21 protein-coding genes are annotated in these 24012 nt (G+C 63.3%); 13 read left to right on the top strand and 8 right to left on the bottom strand.

The features are described 5' to 3' along the window. Positions 1-510: 510 nt before the first annotated feature. From FPJ27_RS25550 to FPJ27_RS25590, 9 genes are all read left to right on the top strand, one after another. Positions 511-1644 (top strand): DUF2169 domain-containing protein, encoded by a 1134-nt coding sequence (locus tag FPJ27_RS25550; protein WP_204426136.1) that lies wholly within the window; start codon positions 511-513, stop codon positions 1642-1644. Next, complete coding sequence (locus FPJ27_RS25555) at positions 1641-3584, top strand: polymorphic toxin type 15 domain-containing protein (RefSeq protein WP_204426137.1); 1944 nt, start codon at positions 1641-1643, stop codon at positions 3582-3584. Before FPJ27_RS25550 ends, FPJ27_RS25555 begins: the two co-directional genes overlap by 4 nt. Beyond that, positions 3581-4225, top strand: coding sequence for a GAD-like domain-containing protein (locus FPJ27_RS25560; protein ID WP_204426138.1), 645 nt, complete (start codon positions 3581-3583; stop codon positions 4223-4225). Before FPJ27_RS25555 ends, FPJ27_RS25560 begins: the two co-directional genes overlap by 4 nt. Before the next feature lie 1309 nt (positions 4226-5534). Next, entirely contained in the window at positions 5535-6788 is a 1254-nt protein-coding gene (locus FPJ27_RS25565; RefSeq protein WP_204426139.1) for a putative Na+/H+ antiporter, read from the top strand. 492 nt (positions 6789-7280) lie between these two features. Continuing rightward, positions 7281-8519: a dicarboxylate/amino acid:cation symporter gene (locus FPJ27_RS25570; RefSeq protein WP_204426140.1), complete on the top strand. Its 1239-nt coding sequence runs from the start codon at positions 7281-7283 to the stop codon at positions 8517-8519. A 249-nt stretch (positions 8520-8768) separates the two neighbouring features. Next, positions 8769-9437: an NAAT family transporter gene (locus FPJ27_RS25575; protein WP_204426141.1), complete on the top strand. Its 669-nt coding sequence runs from the start codon at positions 8769-8771 to the stop codon at positions 9435-9437. A gap of 71 nt (positions 9438-9508) precedes the next feature. Continuing rightward, on the top strand, positions 9509-10147 hold the full coding sequence (locus FPJ27_RS25580; protein ID WP_204426142.1) for a cytochrome b/b6 domain-containing protein: 639 nt from the start codon (positions 9509-9511) through the stop codon (positions 10145-10147). A gap of 10 nt (positions 10148-10157) precedes the next feature. After that, on the top strand, positions 10158-10934 hold the full coding sequence (locus FPJ27_RS25585) for a molybdopterin-dependent oxidoreductase (RefSeq protein ID WP_072435840.1): 777 nt from the start codon (positions 10158-10160) through the stop codon (positions 10932-10934). 159 nt (positions 10935-11093) lie between these two features. Next, positions 11094-11270, top strand: a complete 177-nt coding sequence (locus FPJ27_RS25590) for a pentapeptide MXKDX repeat protein (protein WP_343301883.1) — start codon at positions 11094-11096, stop codon at positions 11268-11270. A 170-nt stretch (positions 11271-11440) separates the two neighbouring features. Here the strand turns inward: FPJ27_RS25590 and FPJ27_RS25595 are convergent, their stop codons facing one another. Together FPJ27_RS25595 and FPJ27_RS25600 are read right to left on the bottom strand one after the other, a co-directional pair. Then, entirely contained in the window at positions 11441-11659 is a 219-nt protein-coding gene (locus FPJ27_RS25595; protein ID WP_204426144.1) for a hypothetical protein, read from the bottom strand. A 260-nt stretch (positions 11660-11919) separates the two neighbouring features. Beyond that, positions 11920-13575 carry an APC family permease gene (locus FPJ27_RS25600; protein ID WP_204426145.1) on the bottom strand — a complete coding sequence of 552 codons (1656 nt, stop codon included), beginning with the start codon at positions 13573-13575 and terminating at the stop codon, positions 11920-11922. A gap of 387 nt (positions 13576-13962) precedes the next feature. Between FPJ27_RS25600 and FPJ27_RS25605 the strand changes: the two genes are divergently transcribed. Continuing rightward, complete coding sequence (locus tag FPJ27_RS25605) at positions 13963-15492, top strand: catalase (protein ID WP_204426146.1); 1530 nt, start codon at positions 13963-13965, stop codon at positions 15490-15492. A 130-nt stretch (positions 15493-15622) separates the two neighbouring features. Here FPJ27_RS25605 and FPJ27_RS25610 read toward each other — a convergent pair whose 3' ends face one another. Beyond that, positions 15623-16402, bottom strand: coding sequence for a carbonic anhydrase family protein (locus FPJ27_RS25610; protein ID WP_204426147.1), 780 nt, complete (start codon positions 16400-16402; stop codon positions 15623-15625). A gap of 744 nt (positions 16403-17146) precedes the next feature. Between FPJ27_RS25610 and FPJ27_RS25615 the strand changes: the two genes are divergently transcribed. After that, entirely contained in the window at positions 17147-17983 is an 837-nt protein-coding gene (locus FPJ27_RS25615) for a peptidyl-prolyl cis-trans isomerase (protein WP_204426148.1), read from the top strand. A gap of 201 nt (positions 17984-18184) precedes the next feature. Here FPJ27_RS25615 and FPJ27_RS25620 read toward each other — a convergent pair whose 3' ends face one another. From FPJ27_RS25620 to FPJ27_RS25630, 3 genes are all read right to left on the bottom strand, one after another. Continuing rightward, entirely contained in the window at positions 18185-18592 is a 408-nt protein-coding gene (locus FPJ27_RS25620; RefSeq protein ID WP_204426149.1) for an NUDIX hydrolase, read from the bottom strand. A gap of 216 nt (positions 18593-18808) precedes the next feature. Further along, entirely contained in the window at positions 18809-19660 is an 852-nt protein-coding gene (locus FPJ27_RS25625; protein WP_072435834.1) for a hypothetical protein, read from the bottom strand. A gap of 13 nt (positions 19661-19673) precedes the next feature. Then, positions 19674-21284 carry a hypothetical protein gene (locus FPJ27_RS25630; protein WP_204426150.1) on the bottom strand — a complete coding sequence of 537 codons (1611 nt, stop codon included), beginning with the start codon at positions 21282-21284 and terminating at the stop codon, positions 19674-19676. Between the two features lie 462 nt (positions 21285-21746). Here FPJ27_RS25630 and FPJ27_RS25635 point away from each other — a divergent pair, with 462 nt between their 5' ends. Both FPJ27_RS25635 and FPJ27_RS25640 read left to right on the top strand, forming a co-directional pair. Then, positions 21747-22064, top strand: coding sequence for a hypothetical protein (locus FPJ27_RS25635; protein ID WP_204426151.1), 318 nt, complete (start codon positions 21747-21749; stop codon positions 22062-22064). Continuing rightward, complete coding sequence (locus FPJ27_RS25640) at positions 22061-22831, top strand: glycosyltransferase family 25 protein (RefSeq protein WP_204426152.1); 771 nt, start codon at positions 22061-22063, stop codon at positions 22829-22831. Before FPJ27_RS25635 ends, FPJ27_RS25640 begins: the two co-directional genes overlap by 4 nt. A gap of 437 nt (positions 22832-23268) precedes the next feature. Here the strand turns inward: FPJ27_RS25640 and FPJ27_RS25645 are convergent, their stop codons facing one another. Beyond that, positions 23269-23589: an XRE family transcriptional regulator gene (locus FPJ27_RS25645; protein WP_072435830.1), complete on the bottom strand. Its 321-nt coding sequence runs from the start codon at positions 23587-23589 to the stop codon at positions 23269-23271. Beyond that, entirely contained in the window at positions 23586-23927 is a 342-nt protein-coding gene (locus tag FPJ27_RS25650; protein WP_204426153.1) for a SymE family type I addiction module toxin, read from the bottom strand. The genes FPJ27_RS25645 and FPJ27_RS25650 overlap by 4 nt, the downstream gene beginning before the upstream one ends. Between the last annotated feature and the right edge of the window lie 85 nt (positions 23928-24012).

Genomic DNA, 24012 nt, shown 5'->3' on the forward strand with positions numbered 1-24012 from the left:
CAACGAGGCGATAACGATCCACCAAAACAGAACCGAGCGGGTTGATCAGAACGAAACGATCTCTATCGGGGAGAACCGACAAGAAACCGTCGGTGGAAACGAAACAATCACGATCCATGGAGCGAAAGCGGAAACCGTCTTTCTCGCTGCTGCCGAAACGATCGGGCTTGCAAAGGCGCTCACCATCGGTGCAGGTTACCAAGTCACCGTGGGCGGGGCCATGAACACGTCTGTCGGGTTGGCCCAGTTCGAACAAGTCGGTATGAACAAGCGGGTCGACGTCGGCAAAACGTTGACGCTTCATGCCGGCGACAAGATCGAACTGGTGGTTGGGGACTCGCGTATTGTCTTGACGTCGGATGCGATCTATCTGAGCGCGAAAGACATCCATCTAACAGCCAATCAGACGATACGAGCCGACGCACCGCGGGACGTCCACCTGAATAGCGGGTCGGCCCAATCTGCGCCATCACCTACCCCGGCGCCGGACGCCAGTGTTGATGGTGGCGAATGATGGCCGCGGTCGAGAACCATTCTGGTCTGCCGCATGCTTGGTTCCCGAAGGTTGGCGATAGTGGTCACACCTTCGATGTCCTCGTTGTACGCGGCACATTCGATCTCGGCGGGAATGGCGTGACTCCCACCCGCGCTCCTCAGCAAGAGCCGGTAGTTGATGGCGACCAGTACGATGAACCCCGCGGGGACGACCCGGTGAGGGCAATGCTGATCCAGCCGGGCGATCGAGTGCTGTACAAACCGCAGACGGACGTATGCGTAACTGGTCACGCGCACGCACCCGATGCCCAGGCGACTCAGAGCTGGATCTCGGGGATTCAGATAGGCGATTGCGAAGTTTCGGTCCAACTGTTCGGCCCGCGACGCTTCATCAAGCGCTGGCTCGGGTGGCGTCTGACCGACGCCACACCGGTAACCGAGGTACCCCTAACTTTTGAGTGTGCGTTCGGCGGCGGATACGCGATTCCGCTCGCTCAATCCGACGCGTTTGCAAGGATCCACAAGCCCGACAATCCGGTGGGTTGCGGGTGGCTTCCCGACGACGGCGCTTTGGATCTACTGCCGCCCGAAGAGCGAAAAGTCATGGCGGCGGCGGTTGCTGGGGTGCGGGACCTGCCGGCGCCACAAATCGAAGATCCTGCTACACCCATACGTTCGCCATTTCAGCAGTCGCCGGCTTTCGGACTTGGGCCAATCGCTCCATGGTGGGCGCCGCGGGTCCACCGGCAAGGCACCCTCGATGATGATTGGCTCACGAAGCGCTGTCCTGCCGTCCCAGACGATTTTGACGCCGCGTACTATCAAGTCGCGGCACCTGCTTTTACGCTTCCAACGCACCTGCGGGGCGACGAACCGCTTCGCCTAACAAATCTCTTACCCGACAGTCGCTTTGAGTCGCGTCTTCCTGGCTGGAGGGTAATCGCCGTTGCATCCTACGCCGATGGCAGCAGCGACGTCGCTTTCCCCCGTATCGACACCGTGAGTATCGATCTTGATAAGCGACGACTTTCGCTTGTTTGGCGTTGCTGCTTTGATCGCTTTAATCCTGTCCGATCGATCGTAATCGGTGCAACGGATCAGCCCCTTGCGCGGCGTCCCGAAGGCGAGCTTGCGGAGGACTTAGCATGAGCGAGCCGCTCCAGATCGAAATTACTGGCGACGCCGCGGATGCCTTTCGCGAACACTTCCAGATCGACAGTCTCGAGCAGGCTAAGAGTGCGCTTGCAAATGCGGATGCGCTTTGGAATGATCCTGGGCCACCTGGCTCGCAGTCTCGAGACGCCTACGACTGGGCATCCAAGGAAGTGGTCCGTCGCTACGAAACTGGGCATTACAAGCCCGGGACGTTGCCAAAGAAGACGGCTGATGAATCGCGTTCTGGTAGTTCGCAACACATTGCCAACGAAAGCGACTGGAAGGCGTTCTGCACCCAGCCGGATTTTTGCCGCGTCGGCAACCAAATTGTCGGCTTTGAGACGTTCGCGGTGATCAACAATAAACAGGTGGCCTCTCCGAACGTCAAAGCTCAGGGGAAGCCGGTTTACCGCGTAGGAGACACACACCAAGGAGTCAAGGCAGATGCGGGACAGGGTGTTGTGTCTCAAACGTCTGGCGGGAGCGGGTACGTCAAGATTCTTTCCGGGCAGAGCAACGTCAAGGTCAATGGACTCCCGGTCGCACGCAACGGAAGCGATTGCCTGATCAATTGCAATGCAGAAGGCGTAGGTGGGACGACTGGCACTATCGAGACAGTCAACAAATTCACACAATCGTTTGCGGACGATGTGCTGAATCCAGATGCGCCGCCTGGCCAACGGACGAGTGCGAGGCTTCAAGATCTCGAGCGCCAACGCGCCGCTTTGAACGATCGATTGATCAATGTCGATGAGGCTGACAAAGTCGTCGACTTTGACGGCGCAAATAAGACCTTGGATGGTTGGATCGGTGAGATCAAAGGGACGCCCGGCTCCTATACGGATCAGGGTGCACAGGTCGGACGCGGTTTGCTCGGGTTCGGCAAAGATGCAGTAATGGGCGTCGGTAACCTCGCTTATTCGATTGGGAAGGGGGCGGCCGGATTGACGCAGACGATCGTCACCCCTGCGGGTAGAGAGGCAGCAATACTAGATGCGAAGATACTCGCTGAGAATATCCGCGTGGGAAACATTACGCCTGGCACGGTAGGCAATACGGCCCTCAATATCGGCAAGGCGATCGTCAAGCCGGTGACGGACCCCTGGAGCAAAGGGCAGTACACCGAATCTGTTACACGGGGCCTCGCGGAAGTTGCAACCCTGCCGCTGGCGACTACGAAGCTGTCGAAGTTGGCGAAGTTGGGCGAGTTAGGCGACGCGGGAAAGGCGATCAAGGCCGAGGACGCTTTGAAGGCTGAGAAGGCCGCCGAAGCTGAGCGGGCAGGGCAGGTGACGAAAGCGCCAGAGGTGGAGACTCCGCGGGTGCCAGAGAATGAGCCTGGCGTACACGTTAAACCGAAAGAGCGGTTGCCCGAGAAGAAGGTGCCTTGCTTCCATCCGTACGACAAAGCGGGCTTCAAGAAGCTGTCGCCGGCCGAACAACGGCAATATCTGCGAGAATATGCCAAGCAGTTGCGCGGCCAGCAGGACGCCATCAATAGCTTGACCGCAAATGAGTTTCAGGCGGCTCGGGACGCATATAAAGCGGTTGGTCGAAATCCGTTGGCCGATGCGATGCAGGAGGCAACCCGGAGTGATTTTGTCGAGCACGTCAGGGGCAGCATCTACGACAGCTTGAGAAGCTCCGGTATGGGTGCGAAGGAGGCGATGAGTACGGCGACCGAGCGGGCCGGTACGATCGCTAGCAAGCTTGCTGCACTGCATGAGCCTGATATGGTTGCAGGTGGCTGGGCGCATCCAGACCCGACTCGTATGGGAAGCTTAAGCGTAAATTCCTCTATCGGCGGAAGTTGGAATCAAGGCGATCGCCTCTCGACGATGGAAGGAGGGGCGAGGGATGCAATTTCGAGCGGTAAGGGTGACGCTTTGATGAATGTCAGGCTCGAACCTTGTCGCGGGAAGGGAATGAGATGAGAGACGAAGATTTCGAACTGTTCATTGAAAGTTTTGGGGAGGCAACCAGCAGAGTCGAGGTGCCTCAAGCGAGCTTTGAAAAGTTTGAGAAGAAGTTACCCGCTCAGCTTCTGAAATATTGGGTAGAAGAGGGGTGGAGCAGCTATGCTGACGGGTTGTTCTGGATAGTAAATCCGGAAGAATACGAAGACGTTCTTGATATGTGGCTGGAGGACACGATCTTTGAAGAGGTCGACAGCTACCATGTCATTGCCCGAACAGCGTTCGGCAAGCTATACGCATGGGGCGAGAAAACAGGGCCCAGCCTTACGGTCTCATGCCCGACGCATTCACTTATCGCACTGGAGCGCGATCTAAAAGGACCGCTGAAAAACCCTGACTTCAGGGTCCAGACTTTCTTCGGCTCGAAGACGCGAAACGAGTGTGATCTGAAGGATGAAGCGAAGGTGCCGTTGTTTGGCCGAGCACTCGGTGAGCTCGGTAAACTTGGGCCGGATGAAATGTATGGCTTTGAGCCGGCGCTGGTTGCCGGCGGTCAGATGAATTTCGATCATCTGAAAAAAGTGAATCTCGATGTTCACTTGACGATTCTGCGGCAACTTGCACCGCCCAAAATCCCGTTCCTCAATATTTCGACCTGACGCCGATGCCAGGTTGAAGGGCACAACCGCGGCAGGCTTCGTGCTGAGTGACGAGCTTCTCCTTGGTCCGCTGGCGCCCACTGTCCGCCAATCTTCGACCTCGTGCTGTAAGAGCCCGCCCCCGAGCGCCAGCCGGCCGCGCGAGCGGCTCGTTTGCTGTCGCCCCACTTCCGGGGCGGCGGGACTTCTTTGGCGAATTCGACGAGTTCGAGAGGCTGGCCAAACGATGAACATTTGCCGCGTGGCCTTCGCGATGCGAAGGACGAGATGCATAGGGGGCTGATCGGCTGCCGTCTACAACAACGACATCTGGCTCGAAGTGGTTTCGTGGGTAACTTGACCGTCGTCCTGCCGCCGCAAGCGACACCCGAATCGCGTCGAACACTTTCCTGCACTCAACGCGCCGTCACCGTCACCGAGATACAACTGAAGGAAATCGCCGCGCAGTCGGCGGGCTGCAGAGGCTCGGAGCAAGCGCAGATCGCCGTCGGTAGTGCTACGACCCGCGTCCAGACCGATGCACGACGTCCGCAACCCTCGCAAGCCCCGTTGCAAACAGCCTACCCCGGACTCCCGGCCAGGACGCTAATGACCGGAGCAGTGCTTCGAAGACGCGCCGCCGAAAATCCCGCCAAACGAAATCGACACGCCCGCCGAATCACAGTCGTCGTTGCCGTGGGACATTGAACTTGACTGTCGATTCTCTTGCTTCCGATCCCGGCGTCTTTGTTGTTCGCGTTGGCAGGCAGCGTTCTGATCCTGGCGTCGCATATCCGCCTGCATCATGCCGTTGGCGAATGCATCCGTACCAGGTGCGAAGCCGTAGCCGCTACACGTCCGCCGATCCGCCGCGGCCACTTCTTCCGGAGAAACACAGCCTGTCAGCGTAGCTGTCGAAGCGGTTAGCACAACAAAGAAGCTTCCATTACGCCATATTTTTCATGGTCGTGAAAGGAAGTGACGTTAAGGGGAGAAGCTGCATGGCCGCGGACTACAGCCGGTATCCGGGAGAATGGTGACGAGCCCCCGGACATCGCCGATTATCGTTGAAGATAAGCAGCCCTATCAACTTTCGAGAGCATCGATTTTCTGTAGATTTTTTCCAGGGATCTGTCGTTGCGCGGTAAAAGGTGCAGGGCGCAGAACGTATTAGGGAGGCCCGGCGGAATCGGACTGGTCCGATTTAGTGACGGCGACGCGCACGCTACCCTTGGTGTGTCGACGAACGGCCGGCCATTGCGCCCGCCCGCTCGCACCTCATCATTGACCTCCCGGCGCAGCCGCATGCCGGACCATCCAGGACTCCGCCATGCCTCACACCGTCGAACTTGCCGGCGCGATCATCTTCGGTCTCGCGCTGCTGCACACCTTCCTCGCGAAGCGCTTCGAAGTGCTCGCACATCGTCATCCGCGCCATGCGGGCCTGTTCCATTTCCTCGGCGAGGTCGAGGTCGTGTTCGGTTTCTGGGCGCTCGTGCTGCTGATCGCGATGACGGTGCTGGCAGGCCCGAAGCTCGCGCTCGACTACGCGGAATCGCGCGAATTCACCGAGCCGTTGTTCGTTTTCACGATCATGGTGATCGCGGCGAGCAAGCCGATCCTCGATGCCGTCACCGGAATCGTGCTGCGGATCGCGCGCGTGCTGCCGGTCGATACGAACGTCGCCGTGGTGTGGCTGTCGCTGACGCTGATTCCGCTGCTCGGCTCGTTCATCACCGAACCGGCCGCAATGACGCTCGCCGCGCTGATCCTGCGCGACCGGCTGTTCTGCGCGCCGATCGTGGAGCGCTGGAAGTACCTGTCGCTCGGCGTGCTGTTCGTCAACGTGTCGATCGGCGGCACGCTGACCGCGTACGCGGCGCCACCGGTGCTGATGGTGGCGACCGCGTGGGGCTGGGACAGCACGTTCATGGCCACGCAGTTCGGCTGGAAGGCCGTAGTCGCGGTGCTTGTCAACGCGACGGTGCTGATCGCGCTGATGCGCGGCGCGTTGGCCGCCGCGCCGGTGTTGGCGTCGGGCGCGACGGGCGAGCGCGTGCCGGCGGGCGTCACACTGATCCACGTCGGCTTCCTGGTGGGCGTCGTGCTCGGCGCGCATCATCCGGTCGTGTTCATCGGCCTGCTGCTGTTCTTCCTCGGCTTCACGGCCGCGTACGAGCGCTACCAGTCGCCGCTGATGCTGCGCGAGAGCCTGCTCGTCGCGTTCTTCCTCGGCGGGCTCGTCGTGCTCGGCGGCCTGCAGCAGTGGTGGCTGCAGCCGATCGTCGCGTCGATGGACGCGTACGCGCTCTATGCCGGCGCGCTCGGCTTGACGGCCGTGATGGACAACGCGGCGATCACCTATCTCGGCTCGCTGATCGCCGGCATGCCCGACGCGGCGAAGTACATGCTGGTGGCGGGCGCCGTCGCGGGCGGCGGGTTGACCGTTATCGCCAATGCGCCGAACCCGGCCGGGCTGGCGATCGTGCGCCGCGGCTTCACGGACGAATCGGTCAGCGTGCCGGGCCTGCTGGCCGCGGCGATCGGGCCGACGATCGTCGCGACGGCGGCGCTGCTGCTCTGACCGATGGCACCGGCCGGATAGGACCAGGCTGATTCACTTCAGCGGCCCGCTACGCAACAATGGCTTCATCGGCGGCGGGTGCCGCCGATGTGGTGATCTGGTTGGGCTGCCCGGTTTCGGGCGGCCCGTTTTTTCGCCGGGTCGAGTGAACGTGCAAGCGCGAATGTCCTGTGGCGGCCGGTGGGCGCGGTCGCAGACCGATTCCATATCGGCTGATGTTCGGAAAACAGACGCTGCCAGATGCGAGCACAGGGCATTCGTGCTTGCGCGTTCGACGTTCATGGCCGCCGTTCCATTGCGACGATCGCCGGTCGCTTCTGCTTGCCTTCCCATCCTTGTCGCGATTTTCGCAGCCGATCGATCACAAGAATAGGCCTGGTCCTACTGCCTGATTGCTCGCCGGACCGGACAATGAATCGAACGATCAACCCGGCGCCGCAGCTTCGTGAGCGACTCGCACGAACCGCCGGCGCCCTGCAAGAAGGAGACTCCATGAACAAGATGCGTACCCCGTCGGCGCTGCCGCGCGTCGCGATGTGGCAGCAGATCCTGTTGGCGATGCTGCTCGGCGCCGCCGTCGGTCATTTCGTCGGCGAGCCCGCCGCGCTGCTGCAACCGCTCGGCGACATTTTCATCTCGTTGATCCGGATGTGCGTAATTCCGGTCGTGTTCGTGTCGCTCGTATGCGGCATCACGTCGTTGTCGGATCTCGCCGCGATGCGTCGGATCGCGTGGAAATCGATCGCGGTCTACGCGGTGCTGATGGCGTCCGCCGCCATGCTCGCGATGGCCGCGGCGACGCTGGCCGGGGTCGGCAAGGGCTTCAGCCTGCCGGTCGGCATCGACGCCGCGCAGCTCGGCACGACCGCTTCGCTGAAGGACGCGCTGATGGCCGCGATTCCGTCCAACCCGTTCAAGGCATTCGCCGATGGCGCGCTGCTGCCGACGATCGTGTTCGCGGTTTTCTTCGGGCTCGCGATCAACCTGTCCGGCGAGCGCGGCGCGCCGGTGCGCGCGTTCTTCGACAGCCTGTCGGCAGTCGTATTCCGGCTCGTCGGCATGGTGCTGAAGTTCGCGCCGGTCGGCGTGTTCGGGCTGATCGCCTACGTGACGGCCGACCACGGCTTCTCCGCGCTGGGTCATCTCGGCTCGCTGGTCGCGGTCAACTATGTCGTGCTGCTGGTCGTGATGATCGTGTTCAGCAGTTTGTTGCTGGTGCTGCGCGGGCTCAAGCCGTGGCCGTTCCTGCGCAAGATGTTGCCGGTGCAACTGTTCGCGTACTCGTCGGCCAGCAGCGCCGCGACGCTGCCGCTCAATCTTGAGACCTGCCGGACGCGGCTCGGCGTCGACAGCCGCATCGCGAGCTTCGTGCTGCCGCTCGGCTCGACGATCAACATGGCGGGCCTCGCGGTCTATCTCGGCACGGTCGCGATTTTCGCGAGCAATGCTTACGGAATCGAATTGTCGACGGGGCAGATGGCGATGGTCGTCGCGACGACGACGCTCGCCTCGATCGGCGCGGCAGGCGTGCCGGGCGCGGCGCTCGTCGTGATGAGCCTCGTGCTGGCATCGGTCGGACTACCGATCGAGGTGATCGCCGTGATCGCGGCGGTCGACCGGCTGATCGACATGGCATGCACGGCCGCGAACGTGACGGGCGATACCGTGGCTGCCGTGCTGGTCGCGAGGTCGGAAGGCGGGCTCGATATCGAGCAGTACAACCGGACGTAACCGCACATAACCGTCGCACGGGACGAGCCACACCCAGCGTGGCGTATCCGGGGCGCCGCGTTTCTTCGCGACCGGGTCGCAGATTCAGACCAGGCCGATTCACGCCGTCGGGCGGCCGATCCACAATTTCCTCGCCGCCGGAAGCGCTTGCTTACCGGGCATGCCTGCCGATTCGTCGACCGCTCGCGTTTCTCGTCGCGGTCGCAATGTCGTGCGATGAATCACTTCGATGATGGAGCATCGACCTCGATGTCGTTTGACCGCCTGATACCTGAAATCCTGTTCGGCTTTACTGGCCTGGTGGGGATCATCAATCCGATCGGCATGGCGTTCGTGTTTCTCGAACGCACGCAGTCGATCACCGATGCGGAGCGCGCGCTGCTCGCCAAGAAAGTCGCGACGAACATCTTCTTCACGCTGCTGGTGATTTTCTTCGCGGGCGCACCCGTATTGAACTTCTTCGGGATCTCGATGGAAGCGCTGCGGATCGGCGGCGGCTTCGCGGTGGCCGTCGCGGGATGGCACATGCTGAACGGGCCCGACGTGCCGGGCAGCGACGCGGCCGCGCCGGGCGGCGACCTGAAGAGCCTGATGGCGCGCGCGTTCTTTCCGCTCGCCGTGCCGCTGACGATCGGCCCCGGTTCGATCGCGGCCGGCATCGCGCTGCATGCGAACCGCGCGCATAGCGTCGGCGACTATCTGGTTTCCGGCGTCGTGTCGGTCGCCGTGGCGGCGCTCGTGTCGCTCGTGATCTGGCAGGTGTATAGCCGGGCGACCACGCTTGCGCATTATCTCGGCGCGGAGGGCACGAAAGTCGCGATGCGCGTGTCGGCGTTCCTGCTGTTGTGCGTGGGCGTACAGATCATGTTGACGGGCTTGTCGGAGTTCCTGTTGCCGCTGGCGGGGCGGGGGCAGTAGCGGCAAACCGGCCCGGTCGATGGATACGGGTTCTTCTTCAATCCGGGTAACGCATTCGTTTGAGAGATTTCATGACTGGAACCGACTTCGATTCACGTTCGACGAGCACGCCCGTGCGACGCGGCGGCACGATCCATCCGATCTGGTTGCGCGTCACGCACTGGCTCAACGCGATCGCCGCGGCGACGATGATGCTTTCGGGATGGCGCATCTACAACGCGTCGCCGCTCTTCGACGGAATCACGTTTCCCGCGGGCATCACGCTGGGCGGATGGCTTGGCGGTGCACTGCAATGGCATTTCGCGGCGATGTGGCTCTTTGCGTTCAACGGGCTCGCCTATCTGGTGATCAATCTGGCAAGCGGACGCGGCTTCCGGAAATTCCTGCCGGTGACGCCGCGCGCGATCCTGCGGGATCTCTCCAAGGCACTGACCGGCAAGCTGTCGCACGACGATCCGCATCATTACAACGCCGTTCAGAAGTTCGCGTATCTGTTCATCGTCTGCGATCTCGTCGTGCTGTTGCTGTCGGGGCTCGTGATCTGGAAATCCGTGCAGTTCCCGCTTCTGAGAGAACTGATGGGCGGATACGACTCCGCTCGCGTCGTGCACTTCGTCGCGATGAGCCTGATGGCGGCCTTCGTCGTCGTGCACGTGGCGATGGTCGTGCTGGTCCCGCGTTCTTTGATCGCGATGCTGCGCGGTCGATAAGGAATTCGATATGAGTAACGAAAATGGAAAACGCCTGACACTCGATCGCGCCTCGATCCTGATCGATGCGCGCCGCGAGCTGGCGCTGCCGTCGCGTCGCCTGTTCGGCAAGCGATTGCTGACGCTGGGCGGCCTGACGATGTTGACCGGCTGCTCGCTGACCGACGACGAATCGGTCGATACGTTCCTGAACGCCGTCTCGCGCCTGAACGACCGGGCGCAAGCGATGCTGTTCGATCCGAATCGTCTTGCGCCGACTTATACCGAAGCGCAAATCACCCGGCCGTTTCCGTTCAATGCGTTCTACGGCATCGACGACGTACCTGACGTCGACGCGTCGGATTATCGGCTGCAATTGAGCGGGCTCGTGACCGGCCGGCGAAGCTGGACCCTGACGGAGCTTTACGCGCTGCCTCGCGCCGAACAGATCACCCGGCATATCTGCGTTGAAGGGTGGAGTGCGATAGGGCGCTGGGGCGGCACGCCGTTCGGCGATTTCCTGCGCCGCGCCGGCGCGGACACGACGGCGAAGTACGTCGGGTTCAAGTGTGCGGACGACTACTACGAAAGCATCGACATGCCGACGGCGCTGCATCCGCAAACGCTGCTTGCGTTCGAATACGACGGAGCACGTTTGCCCGCGAAGTACGGTTTCCCGATGAAGCTCAGGATGCCGACCAAGCTGGGTTACAAGAATCCCAAGCACATCATGGAGATCTTCGTGACCAACACCTATCCCGGCGGCTATTGGGTCGACCGAGGATACAACTGGTTCGGCGGATCCTGACGCACCCGACTCGAATTTGGCTTGCGTCGGGCAGCTTCATGCGTCGGGCGCGGCCGAAAAATGCCGGCGTTGCCGGCTTGTTCCCCTAGTGTCATTTATTTCATCAACGGAGTGGGTTTCATGAAGAAGATTGGTACTGCAGCACTGTATCTCGCCCTTATGTCGAGCGCCGCTGTCGCTTTCGCCCAGACGGTGGACGGGATGGCAAAGGACGGCATGGCGAAGGATCACATGGCCAAGAGCGGCATGAGCAAGGAAGGTCACATGTCGAAGGACGGGATGTCGAAGGACGCGATGTCGAAGGATGCGATGTCGAAGGATGCAATGTCGAAGTAATGGCGTCCGGAAGTGCGGCCGTGAGCAACTGCGCTGCGCATCTGCATGAGCAATCGAGTTGTTCTACCTGGGCAGAGAGCGAATCGCTCTCTGCTTTTTTTTGTCTCGCGGAGTCGTCCCGGCCGACCCGGCGACGGGCCGCCAATCGCACTGGCCTACCGCGCAGCCGCTCACACCCGATCGATCCTGAAGTGTGCGGCTGCATAGACCACGTCGCAAGTCCACAGTGTTTCGCCATCCCGATGAAAAATCGCCGTGCCGCGATCGACCGTCATCCGTGCACGCGGATACACCGCGGCATGGCCGTTGAGCGCCGCGGCGAGATCGTTGCGTTCCTTGCAGGTTGCCCGGTATTCGCCGTCCGGCAACGGGTCGCGAATGTGTGTCATGGTCGTTCCCGCTTGTGCGGCGGCAAGATCCGGGGGCGGGCGCTCGATGCTCGCATCTGGCAGCGTTTTTTTAGCGTTTGCAGCACGATCAGCATCTGAATCGTGACGTGGCCGCGCCCACCGGCCACCATCGAACGTCCGCTCCGGGGCCTCGTATCGTCGACGCCCGGCCCCGGATGTGTCGGACGCACCCGGGGCCGGACATCGACGCACGCCGACGCGACTTCAATACAGCCGGACCAACGGCCGGCAATGCATGCTCAACGGCCCCACGCAAAATAATAAGAACCTGCAACCGTCAGCACCGCGCCGATCAGCGCCGCATACGGCGCGAGATTCAGCCACATGCCGCGCTTGGGCACGTCGAGCTCCATGTCGTGCTGCATCTGCGCGGGGAAGCGGCCGCGATCCTGCCAATAGTGGCGATAGACGAATACCGGCACGATCAGCAACATCGCGATCAGCCCGTTGCGCAGCGTGCCTTCGCCTTGCAGATCGGCGCCCGCACCGGCATACACGAGGTTCGCATAGCCGCAGACAGCGCCCGCGACGAGCAGCCACGTCGGGCAGCGGAACGGCCGATCCCAGTTGCCGCGATCCATCCGGTGGATCCAGCCCGACTGCAAATTCAGGAAAACGAACAGCATGTAGCAGACGTTCGAGATCGACAGCACCGTCATGTAGTCCGACATCATCAGCAGCACGAGGTTGAAGCCGAGATCGGTCCACATCGCGCGCGTCGGCGCGCCGTGCTCGTTTACGTGCGACAGGTATTTCGGCAGCCAGCCGTCCACCGATGCCTGGTACAGCGTGCGCGACGAGCCCATCATCGACGTCATCACGATCAGCAGGATCGACAGCATCAGCATCACGACGACCGCGTTCGCCACCCACGCGCCGCCGCCGACGATCTTCGCCATGGCCGCGGCGACGCCCGTGCCGTCGCGAATCGACGGATCGAGCATCGCCTGCGTGCCGAGCGCACCCTGGAACGCCATCGGCACGAGCGTCATCACGACGAGGCACAGCGCGCCCGACCAGAAGATCGCCTTCGCTGTGTCGCGGCGCGGGTCGCGGAATTCACGCGTGTAGCACACCGCGGTTTCGAAGCCGTACGACGCCCAGCCGGCCATGAACATCGCGCCGAGCGCCATCGTCACGCCTTGCCCGTTCCACGCGCCGAAGGTCGCGGCCGTGAGGTTGCCTTGCGCGTCATGGCCGAGCGGCAGCAGCGGGAGCAGGTTCGACATCGGCACGTCGCCGGTGACGAACGGCACGATGCCGACGATCAAGAGCGGCGTGAGCGACGCGATACCGAGAATGCGTTGCGTCTTCGCGGCCTTCGATGCGCCGCTGTGCTGAAGCTTGAACGTGATCAGCAACAGAATCGCCGCGATGACGAAGATCGCGTTGATCCGCAGCGACAGGCCGGGCTTGATGAAGCTCAGGTCGGCCAGCTTGAGCTGCCAGGTCAGCACGGCCGCATCGGCCGGGAACAGGCTCGTGAGCGCGTAGCTCGCCGCGAGGCCGCAGCCGAGCGCGAGCATCGGCGACCACGCGAGCCAGTTGCACCACACGGAAACCGGCGCGATCAGCTTGCTGTAGCGCACCCAGCCGATCGCGCCGTACACCGACGCGCCGCCCGATTTGTGCGGAAACAGGCTGGAGATTTCCGCGTAAGTCGCGCTCTGGATCAAGCCCATCGTGATCGCGGCGATCCAGATGGCCCATGCGGGGTGGCCGATCGTCGCGGAAACGCCGCCGATCGTGAAGAGCACGCCGGCGGGCACGCCGCTCGTGACCCAGAACGCATCTTTCCAGCTGAGGCCGCGTTGCAGCGTGTGGCCGCCGGCATCGTGCCGCGCGTCGGCGGCGACGTCGTTGGCATGGCGGGTAGGCGATCCTGCATCGTTCATATGCTTTTCCTGTGTTGTCGATTTCCCGGCCGGCGGGACCGGCAAGCGGATCGGGCAGGGTGGAAGCATTGTCGAATGCGGGGATGGCCGAAATGAATCGGCCCAGTCTGAAAATGGCGGTGTGTTCGGACCGGTCCGATTGCGTCGCGGCCCGTCGCTCCGCGACAATGCCGCGAGTCGAGCGTTCGGTGATTGTCGTTCGATTCTCCGTATCCGAAGCGAGTCTTCGTTCGATGCGCCGCCCGTTGGGGCGGCGTTTTTTTTCGTGTGTGCGGCCTCGCATCGGGGCGATAGGCATGACCAATCGCGCCGATATGAATAAGTCAATTCACGGCGGGCTTACGTGCGAATTACATTGGGACCCCATTCGAAACATGGAGTCGACAGATGTACGACACGAGAGCTGCATGGCGCACCGCATTGCTGGTCTGCGCGACCTTCACCACTTTCCACGCGAGCGCATCGACGCTGACGCGCGACAACGGCGCGCCCGTCGGCGACAACCAGAACTCGCAGACGGCCGGCCCCGGCGGCCCCGTGCTGCTGCAGGACGTGAACCTGATCCAGAAGCTGCAGCGTTTCGACCGCGAGCGCATTCCGGAGCGCGTCGTGCATGCGCGCGGCACCGGCGCGTACGGCCATTTCGTCGCGACCCGCGACATCTCCGAATACACGCAGGCGAAGGTGTTCGCGCCGGGCACCGATACGCCGGTGTTCGTCCGCTTCTCGAGCGTGATCCACGGCGGCACGTCGCCCGAGACGCTGCGCGACCCGCGCGGCTTCGCGACGAAGTTCTATACGTCGGAAGGCAACTGGGATCTCGTCGGCAATAACCTGCCGGTGTTCTTCATCCGCGACGCGATCAAGTTCCCGGACATGGTTCATTCGCTGAAGCCGGCGCCGGACACGAACATCCAGGACCCGAACCGCTTCTTCGATTTCTTCTCGCACCAGCCCGAGGCGACGCACATGCTCACGCGCCTCTATTCGGACTACGGCACGCCGAGGAGCTATCGCGAGATGGACGGCAACAGCGTGCATGCGTACAAGTTCATCAGCGCGCGTGGCGAAGTGACCTACGTTAAGTTCCACTGGAAGAGCCTGCAGGGCGAGCACAACCTCGATGCAAAGGAAGCGGAGCGCATCCAGGGCAAGGATTTCAATCACATGACGCGCGATTTGCAGGCGGCCATTTCCGCCGGCAACTTCCCGAAATGGGATCTGTATATCCAGGTGCTGAAACCCGCGCAGCTCGCGAGCTTCGATTTCGATCCGCTCGATGCGACGAAGATCTGGCCGGGCATTCCCGAGATCAAGGTCGGCACGATGACGCTCGACCGCAATCCGGCGAACATCTTCCAGGAAACGGAGCAGGCCGCGATGGCGCCGTCGAACCTGGTGCCGGGCATCGAGCCGTCGGAAGACCGGCTGCTGCAAGGGCGCCTGTTCGCCTATGCGGATACGCAACTGCATCGGGTCGGCACGAACGGCCTGCAATTGCCGGTGAACCGCCCGCGTGCCGACGTGGCGAACCACAACCAGGACGGCGCGATGAACGGCGGCATGACCAAGGGTACGGTGAACTATGAGCCGAGCGACGCGAAGGATCTGTCAGCGGATGCACGGAACAAGTACAGCCAGTTGCCGTTGGCCGGCACGACGCAGCAGGCGCCGCTGGCCCGGACGCAGAATTTCGCGCAGGCCGGTGCGTTCTATCGATCGCTGTCGGAGAGCGAGCGCAAGGACCTGATTGCGAATCTCGCGGGCGATCTGGGGCAGGTGAAGAATGAGCAGGTCAAGTACACGATGCTGTCGTACTTCCAGAAGGCTGATCCGGAGTACGGCCGCAGGATCACGCGGGCGGTCAATGCCGACCAGCAGCACGTCGATGCGCTGGCGGCGCGGTTGCCGGACTGATGCCGGATTGAATAGGTAATGAAAACGGCCAGTCGAGAGACTGGCCGTTTCACGTTACTGCGTTACCGCACTGCCGCATTACGCGGCGGCCAGGTTCATGCGAGATCGACGCGATCCCACCCTTCGAACTTCAGTTCGATTGATATTTCAGCAGCGGGCGCCCGTTCAGCGGCTGCGTGGCGCGCGCGTTGTGCGAGTAGTGCTGCGTGAACGCGGCGATGTCGTCCTGTGACAGTTCCACCGCGTCCTGCAGCACATACCATTCGACGTTCTCGGTCAGCGGCGGTGTCGTCAGCGAGCCGAGGTAGTGGTAATAGCTTCCGAGATCGTCCGGCATCAGCTTCGCCGCATTGAACGACGCGAGCGGCGATGCAACGTCGCGTCGCGCCGCGCGCACGATCGATGCGAACTGCGCGTTTTCCGTGCCGGCGCGGTACAGCACGGCCACGACGGCAAGCCGGCCGTCCTGCGCACGGAACACGAAGTGGCCTTCGAGCGGATAGCGCCGGCCGTCGATCGTGTGCTCGGCCGGTGCGTGGAAGTGCGCCTGAAGCAATCTGAAGTGACGGCCGCGGATGATCACGTCGCTTTCCTTCGGCACGACCTGGACAGTGTGTCCGTTGTCCACGACGGTCGCACCGCCGCGGGCGACATGCACGACGATCGCGTCGTTCACGTCGGGCAAGCGTTCGGCCTGCACGACGGTGCCCGATCGAATGTCGATCGGCGATTGCGAATCGCCCGACTCGATCTGCCACGCCTGCTGATGGGCGTAATCGAAGTCGTGCTGATCTTGCGTCGGGGCGGTGGCGGCAGCATGCGCGCCGCTTGCGATAGCGGCGGCGAACAGCGGCAGCGCGGCCCGCCGGACTGCCGTGACGACCTGCGTCAGGTTGATGCGATGACTCAAACGGGATCCTCGATACGGGAAGATGAAAAGAGAACGCTCGCGGCGGCACCGGATGCATGCCTGTCCGGGAGCCATTTCATTATTCGTATCGGCCCGAAGCGTTCCAATCAGACGTGTCTGATTCAGGCGGCACGTCGTGCGTTGTCCGCATGGAACGCGGCGCGGGAAAGCATCGCGTTCCATGCCGCGCCGAGGTTTTCATCGAGGTGACAGGAAACCCGCGCGATGTAGGACCAGGCTGATTGTGTCGTCGTCGGCCTCTATCCACAATGTGTCGGTCGAACGGTTGCATGGTGATCCGTTCGATACCTCGTACCCGAAGCTTGTCTTCGTTCCGAACGCCGCCCGATGCGGGCGGCGTCTTTTTTCCGCGCTCGACGCGCGGCACGGAACGCGGCGTCTGGCCGAGCGACAGGGAAGAGTGCCTTGCGGCGGCCGGTGGGCACGGTCGCGGCCGATCGAGTGGACCGAGCGGCCAACGTAACAACGCTGCCGTATGCGAGCGCAGGGCACTCTTTCCTGTCGGCGGTCGCCGACGGGTTTCGCATGCCGCGCATCGCCGTCGCCGGTCACGGCAACGGGTATGCGGTGCGGCGGCTCGCCCCGTGTCATGTGCGATACCGATACACCCCGAGCGGTGCATCACCGACGAAGCATCGCGATCGAGCGTGCCGCCGGCGCCATGTCGTTTCCATCGTTCATACGCGCAGCCTTCGTGCGCGGTCATTCATCAAGGACTCCATCATGAAGACTCGTATTCAAGCCATTCCCGCCGTGATCGCACTCGTCTGCGCTACCGGCATGACGAGCGTCGTCGCGGCCGAAGCCGGCGCGGCCACGCTGCCGAAAGGCGTCGTCGCCGTGGTGAACAACATGCCGATCGCGCAGAGCGACGTGGACGCGATCGTCAACGCATCCGGGCAAGCCGATACGCCGGCGCTGCGCGACGCGGTGAAGCGCGACCTGATCGTGCGGCAACTGGTCGAGCAGGCCGCCGACAAGGCGAACTACGGCAGCCGCCCCGAAGTGCAGGGCATCGTCTCGCGTGCGCGTGCGAACGCGGCGGCCGATCTGTACCTGCGCGACGCGCTGGGCGCGCAGCGTGTGACCGATGCGCAGGTGAAGGCGCGTTACGACTACATCGTCGCGAACGCGGCGCAGTTCGAATACCGGGCGCAAGTGGTGGCCGTGGCCGATCCCGCGAAGGCGAATGCGGCGGCCGCCGAGCTGAAGCAGGGCGCGGCCTTCGACACGGTCGCGAAGAAGTACAACACGACCGCCAACGGCGGCGTGGCCGAGTGGAGCGAGCTGAAGACGCCGCTGGCCGAAGGCCGTACGGGCGGGCTGCCGATGCCGCTCGCGCAGGCGATGACGTCGCTGAAGCCGGGCGCCGTCTCCGGCCCGATCCGGATCGGCAATGCGTATGCGTTCGTGAAGCTCGACGACAAGCGCCCGGTGGTCGTGCCGAGCTTCGACAAGGCCAAGGGCGTGCTGCGACAGCAACTGGAGCAGCAGGCCCGGCAAAGCGCGATGACCGCGCTGGTCGACAAGCTGGCCGCGCAGGCGACGATTCAGCAGTAAAAGCTGCCAACAAAATGAGGCTCGGCGGGCTGTGAGCCCGCCGAGCCTTTTGTCGGCCTCTTCGTGGTTTCGCTGGCATCCAATCGCTTCCGGCGCCACCGAAACCACGCCGGGTGCCGATCACGTCATCCTGCAACTGCCTCCGATCGAGGCCATCACGCCCATCGGCGAATCCTCCAAAACTCATTCCGTCAGCATTTTCTACGCCGCTTCGACATGAATCATGAAGGTCACGGGCGGGGCGATGTGCGTCATGTCGAGTGCGAGTTCGACGATCGCGGGTGTCGGCTTGCTGCAATCGATCGACGCGATCGCCAGCCGGTCGAACCACGCGCAGTGCGCGATTTCCCGGGATGGACGGGCTATCGCGTGCGCGTCGAGATCCGCCAGGAACACGTGATGCAGCTTGTGCTTGCCGGCCGCGCGAAACAGGTAGCGCAGGTTCCGGCAGACGAGCCCGGTTTCTTCCGCGAGTTCGCGGCGCGCGGCGTCGCTCAGCGATTCGCCGGGTTTGGGCCGGCCGCCGGGTAGCGCCCAGCGGGCGTGCAATCGGGCGACCAGCAGAATCCGGTCGCCGCGTCGGCACAGGACGGTGGCGCGTTCTTTCACGATGGTGTCGTCCGATTGCGTGCGACGGATGCCGCGGTGTAAAAAAATCGCCGCCTCCGGGAAGCGGCGTCAAGACGGGGAGGTTTGCTTCGCGTCGATCGACCGAAAAAATGCAGCGTCGGTCATCCCGCAGCGCTATTGTCCGGAATGGCGTGTCGGCAGGAAATCAGACTGGCCTGATTCTTGGGGCCACGCTCGATCGAATGCGTCGGGCGGCTACTCGGCCACCGCCTCCCGCGCCAGCAGCGCAGCGAGTTCCCGTGCCTGCGGTATCCGCGCGATCGTTTCCAGTGCCGCCGCCTCGAGCTTGCGACGCTGTTCGACGTCACGCACCAGCTCGACGCATGCATCGACCAGCGCGTCATACGGCGCCGCGCGGAACCCGCCCGCATAGTCGGCATCGACCGCCGTGGTCGGCGACACTTCGCCGACGATCGCCTTGCCGTTGGTCATCAGGTAGAACACGCGCACGATCTCGAAGATGTGCGACGCATAGTGATGCAGGTTCAGCACGACTTTCGCACGTGCGATCAATGCGTCGCGCGCTTCGCCGTACACGCCATAAACGGTGCATACCTTCAGCCCGCGCGCGGCCAGCGTGTCGAGCACGGCCTGACGCCGTGGCCCGATCGAACCGTAGAAGAGGACGTCGATGTCTTGCTCCACGGTTGCCGGAATGCGGCGCAGCGCCGGATGAAAGCCGAGTTTCAGATGGCGCGTATCGCGTATTCCGACGCTGTGAAGCTTCGCGAGATTGCGTTCGCTGTAGTCCCAGGTTTCGAAGCGCGAGGTCCAGAAGTAGATCCGCTCGTTCCAGTCGCGCTCGTCCACGTGAATCTGCTCCGTGTTGACGACGATCGTGTCGGCCGGCACGTGCTCGATCGACCGCGGCTCGGCATGATGGCAGCCGATCATGATGTTGCGCGCGCCGGGCATCAGGACGTTGTCGTTCATGTGGACGGCGTGGCCGAGATCGTGCAGGCCGTATGCAATGACTTCCGCGAGTTCGTCGAACGCTGCCGTATGCGGGTTGTCCGGCGGCCGGACGACGCAGATGTTGTAGTCCATGCTGCGCTCCCGGCTATTCGACGTCGCGGCCGGCGAGATCGCGAAGATCCGCCGCCGCCTCGTCGAGCACGGGCCCCCAGTCGGCGAACGTCCGTTGCCGGTACAGCGACGCGCCCGGATAGAACAGGCTGTCGCGCCGGTCGTGCTGCCAGACCCAGTGCGGGTTCGCGTCGAGCAGCACCCACGTGAACTGGCCGAGCGCGCCGCTCAGGTGCGCGACCGACGTGCACACGGTGATCACGAGATCGAGTGCGCCGATGAACGCTGCGGTGTCGTCGAGCGTCTTCCATTCGCGTGTCATGTCCGACACTTCAAAGCCGGCCGCGCGCGCCGCCTCGATGTCGTGCTGCGCACCCGGCTGCAGCGAGTAGAACGCGACGTCCTGCTGCAAGTTGCCGAACGCGTCTGCGTAGCGCTCGAGCCCGACCCGGCGGAAGCGGTTGCGCTGGTGCGTGAGACTGCCGGTCCATACCAGGCCGACCTTCATCCGCCGCTCGCCGGCGAGCGCATTGCGCCATGCGTCGGTGGCCGCGACATCCGCACGGAGATAGGGCACGGACGTGACGAGCGCGTCGGCGTCGAGGCCGAGTAGCCAGGGAATGCTCATCAGCGGCAGTTCGTAGTCGTGGTCGGGCAGGCGTTCGATGCGGGTGCCGATGTCGAAGACGTCGGCGTGATGGCCGAGACTGCGCGCGATCAGTGCGCCCAATTCCGGAAATACGTTCCACACGATGCGTCCGCCTTCGCGATGCACGCGCTCCGCGAGCAGCGGCAGGTAGCGGCTGAACTGCAGCACGTCGCCGAGCCCTTGTTCGCCCCAGACGAGCAGCGTTTTGCCCGCTAGCGATTCGCCGCGCCAGCGCGGCTGCGCAAACACGGGCAGCCTGCCGCGCAACTCGCCCGCGCCGCGCCAGCGGGCTTCGTAATCGGCCCAGCCCGACGCGAAGTCACCGCGCGCGAGGCGCAGCAGCGACAGGTTGTAGCGGTGTGCCGGGTCGTGCGGATCGAGCGCGCAGGTGCGCAGCGCATATCGCTCGGCGTCGTCCCACTGCTGCGCCTCCTTGAGCATGGTGGCCGCATTGTTCGTCGCGCGTGGGCTGTCCGGCGCGAGCCACACGGCACGCGTGGCCGCGCGTTGCGCGCCGTCCAGGTCGAATCGGTTGAGACGCGTGATCACCGCATTCGTCCAGGCCCGGGCGTCGTGCGGATCGTCGTCGAGCGCGCCTTCGACGAGCGCGTGTTCCACGTCGGAGTCGCCGCCCGACATGCGGATCGCGAGCGCGAGATTGTTCTTCAGCGACGGCCACGCGGGTGCCAGGTCGAGCACCTTGCGGTACGGCACGATCGCATCGGCGTGACGCCCGGCCACCTGGAGTGCGTAACCGCAATTGAAAGCCGCCGCCGGCGACGCGGGATGCATCCGCCAGTGCTCGGCGGCAAGCTCGGCGGCACGCGTGACGTCGCCGCGATCGATCAGCATCTGCGTGGCGCCGGCGACGGATTCGTCGAGCCTTCCCGGCGCCGCTTCCGCGCCGGTCGATACGGCCTGAACGGCATCGTCGTGGTTGTCTTGCAGATGCGGGATGTCGGCGAGAGTGGGCATGTCGTACGTCGTGATCTGCATGTGAAATCGCTCCGGGAAACCGATCGCGCATCGGCGCGGCGATCGGTTGCATCGTCAGTCGGGGAGGGCGCCGAACGTTCGTGTCGAGACGTTGCGGACCAAAGGCGTCGCGTGCGTCATGCCGGTTGCGGCGGAAGGCCTGGCGCCGTGATGGGTTCCACTTTATGGATACGCTGCCGGCAACTAAATCGGACCAGTCCTAAAAGGGCCAACACGATGAGTCTCGGGGGCTGCCAATGGGGAGGGGCGGCGTGGGGCCGCCGTGCCTGCGGGTAATGCGTCGCCTTCGTTCGGCGGGCGGCGCCGCATCGGCCCGGGCCCGCCGGTGTAGGCCTGGTCCGATTCCTTCGCGCCGCCGCCGGACAATAAGACCCGTCCGATAGAGATTCGCGTCCAACTCACCTGTAATACGCAGCATCCGCCGATGTCGATCGGCTTGAAACATGCGATGGAGGACAGTCGATGAGTGATGCAGATAATCTGGTGAAAGGCGCGGTGGTCAGCATGATTGCGAGTTCGGCGACAGTCGCGCTCGTGCATTTCGTGATCGAAGCCGGCACGCGATGGAATGCCGGCGGCGTGGCGGTGACGCTCGTCTCGGCCGTGCTGATGGCATTCGTGCTGCTCGTGCCGCCTGCGTTCGCCGCATGGCGCAACCGGGAGGACACGATCGATCCGTTCTTCGAGCCGGCCGCATTGAAGCCGATCCTGCAAGGCCGCGCGGTGGGCATCGTGCTCGGCATCGTGTTCGGGATCTCGGTCGTGACGGGCTGGCAATGATGGCGACGAACGCGCCCGCTTTGCTTGCCGGAGATCCGGCCGTGCGCTCGACCGTCCAGGTCATTTCGCTGCGCCGCAGCCATGCGCGCCGGCACGCGTTCCGCGTGAACAACCCCCATCTGGATTTCGAGTTCGTCGACGCGATCGACGGACGCGCGCTGTCGGATGCCGATCTCGCGGCATCCGGCCTGTTCGCGCCCGGGCTGCCGTACACGCGCGGCGCGTTCGGCATCGCGATGACCACGCACCGTCTGTGGACCGACATCGCATCCGGCAGCGAGCTGGTGACGATCGCCGAAGACGATGCGATCTTCCGGCCGGACTTCCACGACGCCACGCTGCAATTCCTGCGCGACAACCCCGGGCGTCACGATTTCGTCGCGTGGGGCTACAACTTCGATTCGATCCTGCGCGGGTCGATCTTCAACAGCCGCACGCCGGTGACGATGCGCTTCGACGAAGCGGCGCTCACCGATGCGATCGGCGCTTTCCAGAACGACCGCGGCCCGGTGCTCGTGATGAACCTGCTCGAGTTCTACGGAATCTGCGCCTATACGATCTCGCCGGCCGGCGCGCGCTTCCTGCTCGACCGCTGCTTTCCGCTGCAGCCCGAGATGCTGTATTCGCACGGGCTGGGCCGAACGATGGCGAACTGCGGCATCGACGTCGTGATGAACAAGTTCTACAGCGCGATGCGCAGCGTGGCCACCTTTCCGCCGCTGGCCGTGACGATGAATGCGCGCGAGACGTCGACGATCCAGGTCTGATCGCGCGAAACGACGAACCGGCCGCGCAAGCGACTATCCAGCAGTCAGCGTGTGTATCAGACGCACGGCGGATCGGGCGATTCGTCGGGTTAGCCGCTGCCGTGGTCAGCGGCAGCGGCTTTTTGCGGGTTCGATGCGGATGACCGGAAAAACGCGGGCAGACTTCCGACGTTTGGAAAACAGCGATCGTCTCTTGATCGTGCTGAACACGGCAGAAGCGCGCTTGACGGGTTGCAGAATCGACCTGCTCCGATTGGCTGTGACAATCGGCCACGTTAAATGGAAGGGGTGTGGCGCCGAAGGCGCTGCGGTGGCGGCCGTTGGCCCCGGCCGCCGTCATGCTATTTCCTTGATAGCACCTACGCCTGACGTCGCCTTACGCGAGTGCCGACGCGCTTCCGGCTGCCACACCTTTCCTTGTCGTGCTACGCCCGCTGTCAGACCGAAACCGTGATACCCGCCGGGCCCGATTTCCCCACAGGCCGCACCACGATTTCCACATGCTGGCCAAATGCCGCCAGCGTCACCATCAGTTGATCCAGCGAAACGTTCCGGAGCCTCTCGCGCTGCTCGGGCGTGACCGCCGGCCGGGCCATTTCCGCGAGCGCCGCAGCCTCGTCCTCGGTCAGGGCTTGCGAGGCGATCAGCGAGTTGAGTTTCAGCACGAGTGCGGACTTGGCCGCCAGTTCCCCGACGTCGTAGAAGTCGAAATCGGTCGGCACGTTGTCGGTGTCATGATTCTGGTCGTCGCGATTCATTGTGCGTCTCCCGTGACCGCCGAGAACTGCGGCTGCTGCTGTTCCATCGTGGTATCGAAAGCGGGGAATCCCTTCTTCCCGACAGGATCGCGGCTCGCATCGTCGATCGGCGTGATCACCAGCCGCTGGTGCGACACCTCGATCTGCAAGCGCTGCTCGGGCTCGAAGCCCGCCGCCTCGATCCACCGGCCGGACAGCTTCATCCACAGATGCAGGATAGGTGGCGCCATATCGGTGAGCCTGATATGCGGGACGATGCGGCGAGATTGAAAAGATGTCTGAGTGTTGACGAAACAGTCTTGGAAAAGAAACGGTGCGCTATGATTCGCGTCAGCCATGGTCAACTCCTATGTTGAGTTGGTTGTGGTCAGCGGCCTGCAGGTGCTCCTACATCTGCAGGCCGCGCTCGTTTACGCAGTGGAT

Source organism: Burkholderia sp. MS455 (assembly GCF_016899445.1).
Lineage (GTDB): Bacteria > Pseudomonadota > Gammaproteobacteria > Burkholderiales > Burkholderiaceae > Burkholderia > Burkholderia pyrrocinia_C.